This is a genomic window from Dactylosporangium sp. CA-139066, from assembly GCF_050936175.1.
In the GTDB taxonomy this organism is placed as follows: domain Bacteria; phylum Actinomycetota; class Actinomycetes; order Mycobacteriales; family Micromonosporaceae; genus Dactylosporangium.
In genome coordinates this window covers 5,040,110-5,056,981 of record NZ_JBNJNH010000001.1, presented here as the reverse complement: position 1 = coordinate 5,056,981, position 16,872 = coordinate 5,040,110, and the positions used below count along the sequence as shown (strand labels likewise).

13 protein-coding genes are annotated in these 16,872 nt (G+C 76.3%); 3 read left to right on the top strand and 10 right to left on the bottom strand.

Features of this window, described 5'->3' with window-relative positions; genetic code table 11:
* Positions 1–7 precede the first annotated feature (7 nt).
* On the top strand, positions 8–1,147 hold the full coding sequence (locus ACQEVU_RS23165; protein WP_433326825.1) for a SigB/SigF/SigG family RNA polymerase sigma factor: 1,140 nt from the start codon (positions 8–10) through the stop codon (positions 1,145–1,147).
* Positions 1,148–1,271: 124 nt separating this feature from the next.
* Here ACQEVU_RS23165 and ACQEVU_RS23160 read toward each other — a convergent pair whose 3' ends face one another.
* The 3 genes from ACQEVU_RS23160 to ACQEVU_RS23150 are packed head-to-tail and all read right to left on the bottom strand — an operon-like array spanning position 1,272 to position 6,656.
* On the bottom strand, positions 1,272–4,967 hold the full coding sequence (locus ACQEVU_RS23160) for a chemotaxis protein CheB (protein ID WP_433326823.1): 3,696 nt from the start codon (positions 4,965–4,967) through the stop codon (positions 1,272–1,274).
* Positions 4,968–4,995: 28 nt separating this feature from the next.
* Entirely contained in the window at positions 4,996–6,429 is a 1,434-nt protein-coding gene (locus ACQEVU_RS23155; RefSeq protein WP_433326821.1) for a protein kinase domain-containing protein, read from the bottom strand.
* A gap of 32 nt (positions 6,430–6,461) precedes the next feature.
* Entirely contained in the window at positions 6,462–6,656 is a 195-nt protein-coding gene (locus ACQEVU_RS23150) for a hypothetical protein (RefSeq protein WP_433326819.1), read from the bottom strand.
* Positions 6,657–6,809: 153 nt separating this feature from the next.
* On the opposite strand from ACQEVU_RS23150, the gene ACQEVU_RS23145 reads away from it, so the two are divergent.
* A complete protein-coding gene (locus ACQEVU_RS23145) occupies positions 6,810–7,622 on the top strand; it encodes a phosphotransferase (protein WP_433326817.1) in 813 nt (270 codons plus the stop codon).
* A 74-nt stretch (positions 7,623–7,696) separates the two neighbouring features.
* A complete protein-coding gene (locus tag ACQEVU_RS23140; protein WP_433326815.1) occupies positions 7,697–8,758 on the top strand; it encodes a hypothetical protein in 1,062 nt (353 codons plus the stop codon).
* Positions 8,759–8,904: 146 nt separating this feature from the next.
* Here ACQEVU_RS23140 and ACQEVU_RS23135 read toward each other — a convergent pair whose 3' ends face one another.
* The 7 genes from ACQEVU_RS23135 to ACQEVU_RS23105 form a co-directional block, all read right to left on the bottom strand.
* Complete coding sequence (locus ACQEVU_RS23135; protein WP_433326813.1) at positions 8,905–11,754, bottom strand: FAD-binding and (Fe-S)-binding domain-containing protein; 2,850 nt, start codon at positions 11,752–11,754, stop codon at positions 8,905–8,907.
* 121 nt (positions 11,755–11,875) lie between these two features.
* Positions 11,876–12,145 carry a hypothetical protein gene (locus ACQEVU_RS23130; protein WP_433326811.1) on the bottom strand — a complete coding sequence of 90 codons (270 nt, stop codon included), beginning with the start codon at positions 12,143–12,145 and terminating at the stop codon, positions 11,876–11,878.
* A 211-nt stretch (positions 12,146–12,356) separates the two neighbouring features.
* A complete protein-coding gene (locus ACQEVU_RS23125; protein WP_433326809.1) occupies positions 12,357–13,496 on the bottom strand; it encodes a sensor histidine kinase in 1,140 nt (379 codons plus the stop codon).
* Between the two features lie 67 nt (positions 13,497–13,563).
* Positions 13,564–14,772 carry a lanthionine synthetase LanC family protein gene (locus ACQEVU_RS23120; protein WP_433326807.1) on the bottom strand — a complete coding sequence of 403 codons (1,209 nt, stop codon included), beginning with the start codon at positions 14,770–14,772 and terminating at the stop codon, positions 13,564–13,566.
* A gap of 32 nt (positions 14,773–14,804) precedes the next feature.
* Positions 14,805–15,569 (bottom strand): hypothetical protein, encoded by a 765-nt coding sequence (locus ACQEVU_RS23115; protein ID WP_433326805.1) that lies wholly within the window; start codon positions 15,567–15,569, stop codon positions 14,805–14,807.
* On the bottom strand, positions 15,566–16,048 hold the full coding sequence (locus tag ACQEVU_RS23110; RefSeq protein ID WP_433326803.1) for a sigma factor-like helix-turn-helix DNA-binding protein: 483 nt from the start codon (positions 16,046–16,048) through the stop codon (positions 15,566–15,568). The genes ACQEVU_RS23115 and ACQEVU_RS23110 overlap by 4 nt, the downstream gene beginning before the upstream one ends.
* A gap of 40 nt (positions 16,049–16,088) precedes the next feature.
* Positions 16,089–16,850: a MerR family transcriptional regulator gene (locus ACQEVU_RS23105; protein ID WP_433326801.1), complete on the bottom strand. Its 762-nt coding sequence runs from the start codon at positions 16,848–16,850 to the stop codon at positions 16,089–16,091.
* Positions 16,851–16,872 lie beyond the last annotated feature (22 nt).

The following is a 16,872-nucleotide window of genomic DNA, read 5'->3' as shown; positions in this document are numbered from 1 at the left end:
AGGCCGGATGGAGCTCACGATCGCGGTGGCGGACAGGCAGGGCGAACGCCTCGTCGAGATCGGCGGGCCGCTGGACTACGCCTCGGCGCCCTACCTGCGCCGCATCGTGCTCGGCCTGTTCGACGACGGCGCGGCCGGCGTCACGCTCGACCTGGCCGGCGCCCGCCTGGTCGACGCCGCGGCGATCAGGGTCCTGCTGTACCTGCACCAGCGCGGCGCCCAGGTCGGCACCGAGCTGCGCACCGCCAACGCCGCGGGCGTCGTCCTGACGGCCCTGGAGATCGCCGGCGTCGCGAAGACCCTGGCCGCGTACGACGCGGTGACCTGGCCGGGCCCGGCCGCCGACCCGGTCGACCTCGGCTCGATCGAGGTCGGCTACGGCCACTGGCCGGCCGACGTGACCGGCCGGCTGCTGCAGCTGCACGCGATGCACCCCACCGACCCGGCCCGGGCGGCCGCCCGCCGCGCCGTGATCGAGCGGAGCCTGCCGGCCGCGCACCGCCTGGCCCGCCGCTACGCCGGCGCCGGCGAGCCCCTGGCCGATCTGTCCCAGGTGGCCGCGCTGGGCCTGGTCAAGGCGGTCGACGGTTTCGACCCCGACCGCGGGATCGAGTTCCCGACCTACGCCACCCCGACCATCGTCGGCGAGCTCAAGCGCCACTTCCGCGACCGCTCGTCCGGGGTGCGCCTGCCCCGCCGCCTGCAGGAGCTGCGCATGGCGGTGAACCAGACCCGCGACGCCCTGACGCAGCGCCTCGGCCACGCCCCCACGACGGCCGAGCTGGCGGCGGAGGTCGGCGTGCCCGAGGAGCGGATCATCGAGCTGATGAGCGCGCTGCGCGCCTATCGCCCGGTGTCGGTCGACACGCCGGTCGCCGCGGCGCCCGCCGCCGGCCTGGACACCGACGCCACGATCCTGGACGTGCTGGGCGCCGAGGCCCCCGAATACGGCCTGGTCGACGCGCGGGAGTCGCTGCGCCGGATCATCGGCCGCCTGCCGGAGCGCGAGCAGCGGATCCTGTCGCTGCGCTTCTTCGGCAACCTGTCCCAGGCCCAGATCGGTGAGCAGGTCGGGATGTCGCAGATGCACGTGTCGCGCCTGCTGAACCACGCCCTGGGCTTCATCCGCCGCCGTCTGTCCGAGTGAGCGACCCCTTCGACGCGTGGCGCAAGTGCCCTGCGGCGGCGCGGCCGATTTCTCACCTTGAGCTTACAGCCCGCCACCAAACTGATCTCCAATCGCGTGACGGCGCCGTCACGCGATGCGATGCTCAGCCCTTCTTCAGCTGGTCGATGTCGATGACCAGCGCGAAGGCGCCCGTGACGTGGCCCGCGCGGTCGCGGATCGGGGCCGACGCTATCAGCGTCCACGCCTGTGTGCCGTCGTCGGCCGTGTAGCGCATCGGCAGGCCCGGCACGACGGTGTCGCCGCGCAGCGCCCGCGCCACGGGGAAGTCGCTCGGGGCCACGACCGTGCCGTCCGCGTCGACGCCCTGCCAGCGGGCCACGCGCGACGGGTCGCTGGACGGGATGACGCCCGTCGGCACGTACCGGCGCATGTGCTCGTTGGCCAGCAGCATCGCGCCGGACGCGTCGACGACGGCCACGCCGACCGGCAGCGCCTGGAAGACGAGCGCCAGGCGCTGCTGGGCGCGCGAGCGCTCCACCTCCGCCCACGTGCGCTCCGCCACCTCCCGGACCAGGGCCACCTCGTCGTCGGGCCACGCGTACGCCTCGGCGTGCTGCACGCCGAGACAGGACACGAAACGGCCGCGCTTGATCAGCGGCACCAGGCACATGGCGGCGACGCCGAGCCCGGCCAGGGCCTCCCGCTCCGCCGGGAGCAGCCGCGGATCCGTGCTCACGTCCGCCACGACGACCGTCTCACCGGCCGCCAGCCGCTCCAGGAGGGCGACGCCGAAATCCGCCATCCGGTACCGCCCGGCCGGGTTCGGCCGCCCCGTGACGACGTAGCCGGGGCCGGTCACCATGTGCGTGCCGCCCGGGGCGACCTCGCCGTACGTGACCCGGGCCGCGGCCAGGTGCTCGCCGAGCACGCGGGCGGCGGCGGTCTGGACCTCGAGCGGTTCGCCGAGCGGGCGCAGCACGTCGGACAGGCGCAGCAGGACGGCCTGGCGGCGCGCCGTGCGGCGGCGCAGGCGGGCCAGCTCGAGCTGCGCGCCGACCCGGGCCACGAGCTCGCGGGCGGAGAACGGCTTCACGATGTAGTCGTCGGCGCCGGCCAGCAGGCCCTCGATCGCGCTCTCCTCGCCGGCCCGCGCGGTCACCAGCACGACCGGCACGTGGGCCAGGGCCTCGTCGCCGCGGATCGCGCTGAGCAGCGCGAAGCCGTCCGGGGCGGGCATCATCACGTCGGCGACGACGATGTCGAACGGCGCGGCGCGGGCCAGGCGCAGCGCCTGCTCGCCGTCCGGCGCGGCGGTCACCGTCCAGGCCTCGCCGAGCAGGCGGCCGAGGTAGTCGCGCATGTCGGCGTTGTCCTCCACGACGAGGACCCGGGCGCCGGGGGCGCGGCGGGGCAGGGCCGGGGCCTCGGCCGGGTCGAGCACGCCCTGGGCCGCGACCGCGCGCTCGTGCTCGGCGTCCCACCGGGCCGCGTCGCCGGCCATCGCGGCGGCGATCGAGCCGGTGCGCGGCGACGGGCCGGGCGCCTCCGCGGCGGCCGGCCGGCGCGACAGCGGCAGCCACACGGTGAACGTCGTGCCGGCGCCCTCGACGCTGCTGACCCGGATGCGGCCGTGGTGCAGGCGCACGAGCTGCTCGACCAGCGCCAGGCCGATGCCGGCGCCCTCGCTCGTGCGGGCACGGGCCCGCGGTACGCGATGGAAGCGCTGAAACACCAGCGGCACCTCGGCGCTGGGGATGCCGACGCCCGTGTCCCGCACGACGAGCTCGGCGTGCTGGGGAAGGGCCCGCAGGCGTACCTCGACCGTGCCCTGCCAGGTGAACTTCAGCGCGTTGGAGAGCAGGTTGGACACGACCTTCTCCCACATCTGCGCGTCCACCCACACCGGCTCCGGCAGCGGCGGCGCGTCGATGACGAGCCGCAGCCCGGCGGCGTCCGCGGCGCCGGCGAACATGACGGCGATCTCCGCGGTGAGCGCGGCGAGGTCGGTCGGCGCGAACGCGGCCCGCAGCCGGCCCGCCTCGGCGGCGGAGAAGTCGAGCAGGGCGCCGACGAGCCGCAGCAGCCGGCGGGCGTTGCGATGAACCAGGTCGACGTCGGCGAGGCGCTCCTCGGTCGGGCGCTCGGGGTGGCGCAGCAGCTCCTCGAGCGGGGCGAGCATGAGCGTGAGCGGCGTGCGGAACTCGTGGCTGACGCTGGTGAAGAACTCGGTCTTGGCCCGGTCGAGCTCGGCCAGGCGCTCCAGGCGCTGGCGCTCGCGCTGCCGGGCGTGCGACTCGGCGACCTTCGCGGTGACGGTCTCGGCGATGAGGGACAGGAACTCGCGGTACGGGCCGTCGACGGGCAGCCGCGGGTGCGTGCCGAGCACGAGCACGCCGGCGACGGTGTCCTCGGCCTCGTCGCGCAGCGGGTGCAGCGCCGCGCTGTCGGGGGCGAGCCGCTCGGGGCCGACGAGGTGGCCGCGGAAGCGGGCGGCGACGTCGTCGACGACGACGGGGGCGCGGCCGGCGACGACCTTCTGCAGCGGCCAGGCGCCCCCGACCGCGACCCGCACGTCCCGCGGCGCGAGGGATCCGCCGGGCTCGACGCCGACCGCGCCGACCAGGCCGGCCCGGGTGCCGGCGGCGTCGAGCAGGTACGCGACGGCGAACGCCACGTCGGGCGCGTCGCCGAGCACCGCCAGCGCCGCCTCCAGCGCAGCCCGCCGCCCGGAGCTCGCGGGCGTGGTGGCGAGGCGGTTGAGCACCTGCAGGCGGCGCGCGGCAAGGACCTCGGCGGTGCGCTCGTGCGAGGCCTGCAGGATGCCGACGATCGCGCCGTCCTCGCCGCGGACCGGCGTGTAGGACACGTCGAACCAGGCGAGCTCGGGCCGGCCGCGGCGCTGGACGAGGCCCTCGCTGTCCGGGCGGTACACCGTCTCGCCCCGCATCACGCGGTCGTACAGCGGCCCGAGGATTGGCCGCGCCTCCGCCCACGTCTCGAGGCTCGAGCGGGCGAACTGCTCCGGATGCTTGGCGCCGCTGGGTTCGATGGCGGCGTCGTTGTACAGCAGGATGTGCTGCCCGCCCCACAGCAGGTTGAGCGGCTTCGGCGCCGCCATGACCAGCGCCACCATCGTGCGCAGCGTGGGATCCCAGCCGGCCACGGGTCCGAGCGGGGTCTTCGACCAGTCGATGTCCCGGGCGATGCTTTCCATGGTGGTGGTACCGCGGAAAAGCTCCCGGACCGCCGCGTCCTCGGCCGAGGCCCGCGGCAGGCGCCCGCCCCGCACGGCGCTCGCGATCGCCGGGCCGATCTCGTGCAGCGGCAGGACCAGGTCGGCGCCTGCCTCGGCGGCGGCGCGCGGCATCGACGGCTGCTCGGCGGTGTCCTCGCTCTGCGCGATGACCATCCCGCCGGCCGCCTTCAGCGCCGCCGTGCCGGCCGCGCCGTCGTTGAGCATGCCGGTGAGCACCACGGCGAGCGCACGGGGGCCGTAGGAGTCGGCCAGGGAGACCAGCAGCGCGTCGTGCGGGCGCTCGCGGGCCCCGGCGGAGGGCATGAGCGCGCAGGTGCCGTCGGGCAGTACCTCGAAGTGCCGCCGCGGCGGGCAGACCAGCACGGCGCCGGGCGTGAGCCGGTCACCGTCGGCCGCGACCGCCACGGCCCGGCCGGTGCGCCGGGCCAGGACCTGCGGCAGGGCGCTGCTGCGCGCGGCGAGGTGCTGCTGGACGACGACTGCGGCCTCGAGGTCGGCGGGCAGGCCGCGCAGGACCGTCGTGAGCGCCCCGAGGCCGCCGGCGGAGGCCACGAGCGCGACCACGTCGACGGCCGTCCCCATGACACTCTCCTACCACACAGCGGCGAATCTACTCACCCGTCTCGGTCACGTCGGCGGACGGAGTGCCGGCCGGGCAGGTGACGATGACCCGGAGCGTCCGGTTGCCGTGGCGGAAGTCGACGGACACGGACGCCGCCGGCCCGGGCACGGGCCGCTCCGCCCTGAACGCCCTGGCCGGGGTGTACTCCAGCAGGTGGGCCTGCCCGGCCGCGGTGCACTCGGCGCGGACGGTGCCGCCCTCGGTCTCGAACGTGCGCGGCGCGGACGGCGCGCCCGTGGTGGGCGGCGCGCTCGTGGTGCTCGTCGTGGCCGGCGGCGCGCCGGTCGTCCCCCCGGCCGAGCCGGGGACGGCGGGGTCAGTGGCCGTGCCCGCCCGCGGCCGGCCGTTCTCGCCGGCGGGCGTCGGCGTCGGTGCCGCACCGGAGCCCCTCGGCGCCGCCACCCCCGACGCCGCCGGGCGGTCGCCCCTCGCGGGCCGTTCGGCGGCCGGCTGCTGCTCCGGCGCGACGGCGAACTGCCAGGCGATGACGACGGCCGCGACGACGGCGGCGGCCGACACGGCGAACCACACGGGCAGCCAGCCGCCCGAGCCGGCGGCGCCGGTGCCGGGCGCCGCCGCGATCGGGCCGGTCGCCTCCGCCAGCACGGCGGCGACCTCGGCCGCCGTGGGCCGGGCGGCCGGGTCCTTGTCCAGGCAGCGCCGGCACAGGTCGGCGACGAAGCGGGGCACCCCGGGCCGCTCGGGCAGCGGGTCCGGCGTCTTGTGCAGGTGCGCCTCGAGGATGCCGGTCGCCGACGCCACCGGCCACGGCAGCCGCTCGGCGAGCAGCTTGTAGAGCACGATCCCGAGCGAGTACACGTCGGAGGCGGCGTTGACGGTGTCGCCGGTGACGCGCTCCGGGGCCAGGTACACGGGCGTGCCGAACACCTGCGCGCCGTACTCCCCCGACGCCAGCGGCCCGGCCGCGGCCGCGATGCCGAAGTCGACGACCTTGGCCCCCGCCGGGGAGAGGATCACGTTGGCCGGCTTCACGTCGCGGTGCACCAGCCCGTCGGCGTGCGCGGCGGCGAGGCCGGCGGCCACCTCGGCGCCGATGCGGAACACCTCGGCCGGCGGCAGGGGCGCGCGCGCGGCCCGCTGCTGCAGGGTCGGTCCGGGGACGAGTTCCATCACGACGTACGGGATCGGCTGCCCGTGCTCGATCGCCTCGCCGTAGTCGTGGACCTGCGCCACGTTCGGGTGCGACAGGGCGGCCGCCGCGCGCGCCTCCTCGCGGATGCGACGCCGGGCCGGCGCGTCGGTCACGTACTGCCCGGACAGCAGCTTGACCGCGACGGGCCGCCCGAGGACCTCGTCGCGGGCGCGCCACACCGTCGACATGCCGCCAACGCCCAGCACGTCCTCCAGCCGGTACCGCCCACCGATGAGCCGGTGGCCGTCCCCGGTCGCTTCGTCGTCCATCGATGGCACCGTACACACTCCGGATTTCGTCGCTACGCCCGGCGGGTCCCATGCACCGCCCGCGAGCGGAGACAGGACGGCCCGCCGATGCCGGCGATCAGGCCGAGGGCGACGATGAGGTGCAGCCACGGCATGGCGCTGCCGAACAGCGGCGCATCGACGCGGCCGTCGGGCCGCGACACGACCGCGACGGTGTGGGAGGTGCCGAGATCGACCCCGAGCCTCATGGCCCGGCACGTTACGGCGCGGCGCAAGACATCTACAGCACCCGTTCGGCCGTGTTCGGCGGCACTGTCGGCTCGCGACCCGCTCCGGGCACGGTCGCCGGGCGGCGGGTCAGGGGCGCACGCCGGGGCGATGCGCATGCAAGGGTGGTCCGCATGGAGATGACGGGGAGCCGGCGCATCGACTGGGCGGTCGTGCCCGCCGCGGTGCGGGCACGGGTTGCGCAGCTGCTCGGCCGCGAGATCGCGAGTGCGCAGAGCCTGCCGGGCGGGTTCTCCGAGGGCGTGGCGGCCCGGCTGCGGCTCGACGACGGCACGGACGTCTTCGTGAAGGCGATCTCCGCGACCACCGCGCCCGCCGTGGCCGGGTTCCACCGCCGGGAGGCCGCCGTCGCGCGCCGGCTTCCGGCGGCGGTGCCGGCGCCGCGGCTCATCGCCGACTACGACGACGGCGAGTGGGTGGCGCTGCTGTTCGAGCACGTCGCCGGCGCCCTGCCGGCCCAGCCCTGGCGCCCGGAGGACTTCGAGCGGGTCCTGGACGCGGCGACGGAGATGGCGGCCGCGCTCACCCCGTCGCCGATCCCGGCCGCGGACGCCGCCCGCCCGCGGCTGCTGGAGACGGTGCCGTTCGCGGGCGACACCCTGCTGCACGGCGACCTGTACCCGTTCAACGTCCTGCTCGACGCCGGCCGCGTGCACGTCGTCGACTGGCCGCACGCGTGGGTCGGGCCGGTGTACGCCGACGTCCTGACCCTCATGTCGACCGCCCCCGACCCGGAGCGGCACCTGGCCCGCAACCCGCTCACCCGGGACCTGCCGCCGCGCGAGGTCGACGCGTTCCTGGCCGCGCACTCCGGGTTCCTGCTGCGCCTGGCCGCCACCGCCGGTCCGGGCGCCGATCCGCGCCTGGTCGACATGGCCACCACCCTGGGCCGCAACTCGCTGCGCTGGCGGCAGCGCAGGGCCTGAACCCCCGGACGACCGCTGCAGACGCGAGACATCGACGTGGCAAGCTGACCTGCCACGGATGAGGCGAGGTGCGCATGGCGACAGGCAGCGAAGACCGGGCACCGGGGCCGCCGGCCCACGACCTGGCGAGCCGCAGGCACGACGACCTGCACACGCCCGGCGACCCGGTCCGCCTCGACACGCCCGACGGGCCGGCCTGGGTGCTGCGCCGCCGGGCCGACATCCGCGCGGCGTACACCGACCCGCGCCTCTCGCCGTGCCCGCGCCACGCGGCCGGCGGCGACTACCGCGGCTACGACCTGCCGCCCGAGTTCCGCGACAACATCATCAGCGCCGAGCCCGCCGACCACCGCCGCGTCCGCCCGCTCGTCGTTGCGCTGATGGACCGCGCCGCCGCGGCCCGCCTCGCCCCGTCGCTGCGGGCCGTCGCCGACGACGTGCTGGCCCGGGCCGGCGGGGAGTTCGACGCCGTCGCCGACTTCGCCGGGCCCTACGTCGCCGAGGCCGTCGCCGGCTGGATCGGCCTGCCGGCCCAGCCCCGCGCGGCGTACCTGGCCTGGGCGGCGACGATCGCCGGACCCGGCTGGCAGCGCGTCCGCGCCCGCGACACGCTGCCCGGCATGCTCGCCACCGTGCGCGCGCTCGACGAGGCCGCCGCGGGCACCGTCGCCCACGTCCTGCTCGCACACCGCGCCGCCGGGCGGATCAGCGCCGGCGAGACCAGCGCGATGCTGTTCTACCTGCTGTACGTCTGGTTCGAGGTCTGCGTCGACGCCATCGCCGAGGCCCTCGCCGGCCCCGGCGACCTCGACCAGGCCCTGGCCGCGCACGCGCCCCAGGTCACCGCGTTCCGGCGGTTCGCGACACACGACGTCGATCTCGGCGGTACCACCATCCGCGCGGGCCAGAGCGTCCTGTACTCGCTGCGCGCCGCCGGCGTCGACGGGCCGGACCGCGGCCACCTGGCGTTCGGTCACGGCCCGCACCGCTGCCCGGGCGAGCCGGTCGCCCGCGCCCTGGTCGAGGAGGCCGTCGCGGCCGCCCGGCGCGCCGGCGTCACCGTCGGCACCGGCGGCTGCGTGCGCACGAACGGCCTGCGCACCGACGGTCTGCGGCGCCTGCGCGCCACCCGGTGACCAACCGGCACGAAATTGTCAGAATCAGTGCTGGCGGAAAGCCTCACCGCTCAACTAACCTAGTGCGCGAGACCGGCATCTTCCCCCGTGGATGCCGGTCTCCGTATTTGTCGGACCCTCCGGTCGCGCAGCGCCTCGGCCAGGACTCAGGCCCTCCGGTTGCGCAGCGCCTCGGCGAGGACCTGGACCAGGTGGCGGCCGTCGACGCCGGCCAGGTCGGCCGCCTGGGTCCGGCAGGAGAAGCCGTCGGCCAGGAACACGTCCCCCGGCTGCGCGTCGCGCAGCGCCGGGAGCAGCTGCTGCTCCGCCACCTGCACCGACACCTCGTAGTGGCCGCGCTCCACGCCGAAGTTCCCGGCCAGGCCGCAGCAGCCGCCGAGCCGCCGCACGTCCGCGCCGGCCGACTTGAGCAGCTTCGCGTCGGCCTCCCAGCCCATCACCGCGTGGTGGTGGCAGTGCGGCTGGGCGACGACCCGGACCCCGGACAGCGACGGCGGCGTCCAGCCCGGCGTGCGCGCGAGCAGCTCGGCGACCGTCACCGTCGCCTCGCTCACCGAGCGCGCGTCGGCGCCGTCGAGCAGCTCCGGCAGGTCGCCGCGCAGCACGCCGGTGCACGACGGCTCCAGCCCGACGATCGGCGTGCCCTGCGCGGCCGCCTCCCGCAGCCGGTCCACGGTCGAGCCGAGGATGCGCTTGGCCGCGTCGAGCTGCCCGGTGCTGATCCACGTCAGCCCGCAGCACACCGGGTCGGCGGTGACCTGCGGCGCGTACCCGGCGGCGGTGAGCACCTCGACCGCGTCCTTGGCGATCTCGGGTGAGAAGTGGTCGGTGAAGCTGTCGACGAACAGCACCACCGGCGTGCCCGCCGCCGGCCGCTGCGCCGCCGTCGCCTTGAACCAGCGGCGGAACGTCTGCCCGGCGAACGCGGGGATGGCGCGGCGCTTGTCGACCCCGGCGAGGTACAGCGCGAGCCCCCGCACGCCGGGCAGCCGCATCACGCCGTTGGCCAGCTTCGGCATCCGCGCCGCCAGCCGCGACCAGCGCGGCAGCCGGCCCAGCGAATAGTGGGAGCGCGGCCGCAGCCGGCCCCGGTAGCTCTGGTGCAGCACCTCGGCCTTGTAGGCGGCCATGTCGATGCCCGTCGGGCAGTCCGACGCGCAGCCCTTGCACGACAGGCACAGGTCGAGGGCGTCGTGGACGGCCGGGGCCCGCCAGTCGGGGGCCAGGTCGCCGTCGAGCATCTCCTGCAGTACCCGCGCGCGGCCCCGGGTCGAGTCCTTCTCGGTCCGGGTGGCCACGAACGACGGGCACATGACGCCGCCGAGGACGCGGGTGTCGGCGCGGCACTTGCCGACGCCGGTGCAGCGGTGCACGGCCTGGTTGAAGTCGCCGCCGTCGGCGTGGTAGCCGAACGCGAGCGGCCGGCGCACCGGGCGGGCCGACGAGACGCGGATCGCGGCGTCGACCGGGTCGGGGTCGACGAGCACGCCCGGGTTGAGCAGGTTGGCCGGGTCGAACGCCTGCTTGACGGCGCGGAACAGGTCGATCGCTTCCGGGGAGTACATCCGCGGCAGCAGCTCGCTGCGGGCCCGCCCGTCGCCGTGCTCCCCCGACAGCGACCCGCCGTAGCGGACGACCAGGTCGGCGGCGTCCTCCAGGAACGCCCGGAACCTTGCCGGCCCGCCCTCGTGGTCGAGGGGGAAGTCGAGGCGGACGTGGACGCAGCCGTCGCCGAGGTGCCCGTACGGCATGGAGCTGAGCCCGTGCTGCTCCACCAGGACGTCGAAGTCGCGCAGGTAGTCGCCGATCCGGGCCGGCGGCACGGCGGCGTCCTCCCAGCCGGCGTGCGCGGGCCTGCCCGACGGCGCCCGCCCGGCCAGCCCGGCGCCGTCCTCGCGGATGCGCCACAGCGGCGCCGCCTTCGCCGGGTCCTCGACGATGAGGGTGTCGACGGCCGCCGCCGCCTGGACCAGCCGCTGGGCCCGCTCCCGCGCCTCGCCGAGGTCGTCCCCGGCGATCTCCACGAACAGCCACGACGAGCCGCCCGGCAGCGGCGGCACCGAGCCCGGGCCGCGCCGGCTGCGGACGATCTCGACGATGCGCGAGTCGATGCCCTCGCACGCGGTCGGGTCGAACGTGAGGATCGTGGGCACCGCGTCCCCGGCGGTGCCGAAGTCGGGGTAGCCGAGCACGACGAGCAGCCGGTGCGCGGGGTCGACGACGAGGCGTACCGTGGCCTCGGTCACCACCGCGAGGGTCCCTTCGCTGCCGACCAGCAGCCCGGTCAGGTCGAAGCCGCGCTCCGGCAGCAGGTGCTCGACGGCGTAGCCGGACACCTGCCGCGGGAACGTCGCAAACTCGGTCCGCGCCACGGCGAGGTTCGCGCCCATGATCGCCTGCAGGTTCTCGGCGATCGCCTTGGCGCCCTCCAGCGTCGGTCGCCCCTGCTCGTCCCGCCCGGTGGCCAGCCGCTCCCCGTCGACGGTGAGCGCGGTGATCCCGGTGACGTTGTCGGAGGTCCGCCCGTACCCCAGCGTCCGCGACCCGCACGAGTTGTTCCCGATCATCCCGCCGATCGTGCACCGCGTGTGCGTCGACGGATCGGGCCCGAACCGCAGCCCGTGCGGCCGCGCCGCCGCCTGCAGGACGGCGTGCACGGTGCCGGCCTGCACCCGGGCCGTCCGGCTCCCGGCATCGACCTCGAGGACCTTGTCCAGGTGCCGGCTGAAGTCGAGCACCACACCCGGCCCGATCGCGTTGCCGGCCACGGACGTCCCGGCCCCCCGCGCGGTGACCGGCACCCCGAGCGCCCGGCACACCTCGAGCGTCGCGATGACGTCCTCGTCGGAGCGCGGCCGCACGACGGCGCGGGGCACGACCCGGTACAGCGAGGCGTCGCTGCCGTAGGCGGCCCGGTGCGCCGAGTCGGCCAGCACGTCGGTCACCCCGGCCCGCGCGAGCCGCCCGAGAAGATCATCACGAATGTCGACGGTCATGTCCCTCTTCGCCGTTTCTGTGGTGCCGGCCTGAGGCTCCGTCGCCGCCTGCACGCTCCGTGGACCCCGCCATGATAGTTCGACCGCGGTTTCCCTCGCCGAGCGGGCGCTGCGGCCCGGCTCACTCGTTGTCCGCGATCTCGCGGTAGCCCTGCATCGTGAGCACGAGGTCAGCCAGGGCGGCCGCGTCAAGCACGGCGGCGGCAAGGCCGGCCCAGACCTCCCGGCCCAACTGGATGTAGATCTCGGCGAGCGCCGCGACGTCGGCGTCGGTGGCGAACACGCCGAGCTCCCGGCGGACCGCGAACGCCAGGCAGTGCCACTCGATCCGGTCCTCGGGGCGGCCGGTCCGCGCCAGCAGCGCCCCGATACCGCTGTAGCTCGAGGCCACGCCGGCCCGCTTGCCCAGCTCCTCGAAGATGTCCAGCGCGCGGTGGTACCGCCGCTGGGCGCCGGATCCCGCAGCTGGATCGCCCGGTAGCCCTCGGCCGCCCGCTCGATGACGGCGACCAGGTCGTCGTCGATCGCCACCATGCGGGAGCGAACCCCCGCGGCCAGCCGCTGGATCTCGTCGACGCTCATACCCAACCGGCTCACCGTCCTCATCCGTACGCTGACGGACAGCGACGACTCCAGGCCGTCGGGAGGGTGACGACGAAGCAGGCGCCCGGGTCGGCGGGCTCGTAGCGGGCGTCGCCGCCGTGCGCGCGGGCCAGCTCGCGCGCGATCCACAGCCCCAGCCCGACCGAGTCCGCGCCGCCGCCCGCGTAGCGCTCGAACAGCTGGTCGCGGCGGTCCGCCGGCACCCCGTCCCCGTGGTCGCGCACGGTGACGTCGACGGTGGCGCCGGACGTGGTGGCGGCGATGACGATCGGGGCGCGGCCGTGGCGGGCGGCGTTGCCGACCAGGTTGACCAGGATCTGCTCCAGCCGGTCCGGGTCCGCGTCGACGGTCAGTTCATCGGGGATCGACACGACGGTCACGGCCGCGGCCGGGGTCAGCGCGGCGGCCGACTCGCAGGCGGCGCGCAGCGCGACGGGGCGGCGGTCCAGGCGCAGCGTGCCGTGCTCGATGCGGCCGACGTCGAGCAGGCCGCCGGCCAGCCGGGTGATCCGCGCGGTCTGGCGCAGGGCGCTGCCGGTGAGCCGCAGCCGGTCGGCCGGGGCCGGCGGCGGGTCCTCGGCCAGCATCTCCAGGACCATCTGCACCGAGGTCAGCGGGGCCCGGACGTCGTGGGCGAGGGTGACCATGAGCGCGGCCCGCCAGCGTTCGGCGTCCTCGACCTCGCGGCGGGCGCGGTGCAGCTGCCGGACGCGGCGGGCGATGACCTCGCCGACCGCGGTCGTCACCGGGACGAAGACGACGGCGCTGCCGATGACGGCCGCGGGCCGGTGGGCGGCGACGAGCGGCGCGACGTAGGCGGCGGCGGTCAGCGGGGCGAGCGCGACCGACGTCCACGGCGGGTGGTGCAGGCCGACCCAGGCGAACAGCAGCACGAAGAAGGGGCCGGTGCCGGTGGCCATGCCGCCGAAGGCCCAGGTCGAGTACGCGAGCACGACCAGGCCGGCGACGGCCAGCGCGATCGTCCGCCGCGGCGGCAGCCGCCAGGCGACGGCGGCGATGAGCAGGTCGGCGATCGCGACGATGAGCAGGTCGCGGGCGCGGCTGCCGGGCTGGGCGATCCCGGCCAGCGCGAGGACGCCGGCGAGCGCGAACAGTCCGGACGCGCTGCGGCCGGCCATCGCATCCTCACACCCTCGTCGCCTGCTCCCCCGGGCCTCATCGGCCGCGGCGGGGCCGACTTGAGGCTCAGAGCCAGTGCAGGAGCGGCGGGGTCGCGGGTGCGGCCAGGCGGGCCAGCCAGCTCGCGACGCCGGCCGAGCCCTGCATGAACCCGGGCTCCGGCGGCAGGTCCGGCGGGGTCTTCGTGTGCTCCGTGTTCGACCAGGTCACGCCGTCGGGCCGCTGCACCGTGCGGCTCAGCACGTCGGCGGCGAGCACGTGGGCCCACTCGAGCAGCGCCGGGTCGCCGGCCGTGCGGTAACACTGCAGCAGGAACTGGCCGACGCCGGCCGTGCCGCAGCAGCGGGCCACGTTGTCCCAGTACCCCGGGTAGAGCCGTTCGGGGAGCCGGCTGTCGCGCAGCGCGCCCAGGGCCGCCTCCACGGCGGCCGACCAGCGCGGCTGCGGGTCGACGGCGTCGAGGAGCGTGAAGAGCCGGGCCGTCCCGCTCGGGCCGTGACACCAGCCGAACATCACCGGTGGCCGGTGTTCCTGTGGCGGTACCACCAATGGCACCGCCCACCGCTGCGGGAACCCGGCCATCGTCATCAGGCCGTCCGCGGCCCGGACGGCGATGGCGACCAGGTCGTCGCGGCCGAGCGCGCGCCCGGCGACCGCGAGGGCGTACGCGACGCCGGCGGTGCCGTGGGAGAAGCCGGGCATGAGCCGTTCGTACCCGGCGCCCATCATCCAGTGCGGGCCCTCGGGCCGCTCGTCGGCGAGCGCGACGAGCCCGCCGGCGAGCCGGCCGGCCGCCTCCAGCGCCTCCGGGGACGGCTCCGGCGGGCCGAGCAGCGCCAGGATGATGCCCGCATCGCCGGAGATGATGTCGGTGTACCGGTCCGGCTCGAGCGTGCGGCGCATCGTGCGCTCCGCGATGGCGGCCGTCAGGCGCTCGGCGGCCGCTGCGGCGGGACGGTCGCCGGCGGTGGCGCCCCACGCGCGCAGCGCGACGGCGACGCCGGACCACCCCGTGAAGAGGCCGTCGTCCGGCATCGCCGCCGGGTCGCCGGCCGCCAGGTGCAGCAGCCGGTCCCGGGCCGCGGCAGCGACCCGGGACACCGCGGCGGGCTGTGCGTCCCCCGTGGACGCCTCGGCGGCGGCGAGGAGCACGCCGGCGGTGCCGCAGTACAGGTCGTCGTAGGGGATGCCGGCCTCGGGCCACTGCGGACCGCCCTCGGCCGCCACGGCCATCGACTCGATCCACTCGAAGGCTCCGGCCACCACATCGCGCACGGCGCCGATCCTGCCACGCCGCCGGCGTCCCGCTACTTGTTTTTCGGCTCGCCGGACGGCGCGGGCTTGCGCTCGGGCCCCGGCTCCTTGCCGCCGCCGGCGCCCTGCTTCGCGTTGCCGTTCGGCGGCGGCGGCGTGGTCGTGCAGGTCAGCTGCACCCCGGTGGAGACGAGCCGCTCGACGGAGCCGGGCGCGCCGCCGGTGACCTGCAGCTGCGCGTCGTTGAGGTACCCGATGAACAGCTGCTTGCCGGCCGGCATGGCGGCGGCGTTGAACGTGAAGATCACCCGGCCGTCCTCCTCGCGCTCGGCGCCGACGACGGCGTCGACGCCCGGACCGGTGCCGCTGCGATCGAGCGTGGTGTCGTCGCCCGGGCCGGCGCAGAACTCGCCGACGCGGATGACGACCGGGAACCCGGCCTGGTGCAGGGCCGCTTCGAGGCCGGCGCGGTCGTCGAAGTACCGCTGCTTGTCCCACGTGACCTTGACGATCCCGCCGGCGGTGCGGTCGACGGTGTACCCGACGGTCTGGATGTGCAGCGCCACCGCGTCGTCGGGGGCGGCGGGCGGCGCGGCCGCCGGGTTGGCGTAGGTGGTGACGCCGAGGGCGACCCCACCGGCGACGACCGCGGCGGCCACCCCCGTGGCGACGCGCCGCCGCTGCCGCCGGGCCCGCCCGGCGGCGACGATGCGCTCGACCGGCGTGCCCATGGTGACGCCGTCCATCGAGGCCCGCAGGGCGTCCAGCACCGCCGGGGCGTCCGGCCCGCAGGCCTCGTACGTGTCGTGGTCGTTCATGCTCCACCCTCTCCTGGTTCGGTGACGAGATGCGCGCGCAGCGTGGCCACGGCGCGCGAGAGGTGGGCGGTGACGGTGCCCTTGGCCATGCCGAGCGCCCGGGCCGTGGTCTCGGTGTCGAGGTCGAGCAGGACCCGGAACACGATCACCTCCCGCTGCCGCGGCGGAAGGCCGCGCAGCAGGCTCAGGAGTCGCGGGTCCACCCCGGGGTCGCCCGGCCCGGCGACGGGCACGTCGTCGCCCTCGGTCAGCGCCACCTCGCGGCGCCGGCGGCGCCACCAGGAGATCCGCGCGTTCAGCGCGGTGCGCACGACCCAGGCCCGCGGGGCCGGGTGCCGGCGCACCTTGGACCAGCCGGTCCAGGCGCGCGTGAACGCCTCGGCCACCAGGTCCTCGGCCAGCGGCCGCTCCCCGACGACCGCGAGCACGGCGCGCAGGCACCGGTCCCGCTCGTCCCGGTAGAACTCCGTGAACTCCATCTGTCCCACGCCCCGTACACGCCCGAGAGGCCCGCGACGCTTACCCGGCCGCCGAACACGATAAGGCGCGCAGGTGCTCGTCGAGGCGGGCGGCGGCGGCGAGCATCGCGCGGCCGCGGGTGACGTGCCGCTCGCGCCACGCTTCCAGCGACGCGGCCAGGGGCTCCGGGCCGCCGGCCGTGCGGACCTGCCGGACCACCGTGGCGATGTGGGCGAGCAGGTAGCCGCCGCGGCGCAGCAGGTGGGTCAGGTCGGCGTCGCGGACGTCGTCGGCGTCGTAGACGCGCTGGCGCGTCACCCGGTCGCGGGCCGGGGCGAGGATGCCGGCCCGCTCCCACTTGCGCAGCGTCGCCGGCTTCACGCCGAGGCGGTGCGCGAGCGCGCCGATCGGCAGCGGCCGGCCCGGCGGCGTCGAGCGGGCCGGGGCGGTGAGGGCGCCGGCGGCCGCGGCGACGGCGTCGAGGGTCTCGCGGTCGCGCAGCAGCTGGGCGTGGCCGGCGTCGATCGTGCGCAACGCGGTGTCGAGGTCGCCGGCGGCGACCGCGCGCATGACGGCGGTGGCGGGGGCGTGGCCGTAGGCGGGTACCAGTGCCAGGAACGCGCGCAGGGCGCCGGCGTGGACCGGGGTGTAGCGGCGGTAGCCGGACGGGGTGCGCTCCGCGGGCGGCAGGACGCCGTCGCGTTCGTAGTTGCGCACCGTCTGCGGGCTGATGCCGTGCTCGCGGGCCAGGTCGGCCGGGCGGTGGTGTCCCGCGGTTTGAGGGTTCAGGGCATGGCCTCCCAGACAAAGGCGCGTGAACATTCACTGGACGGTTCAACGATAC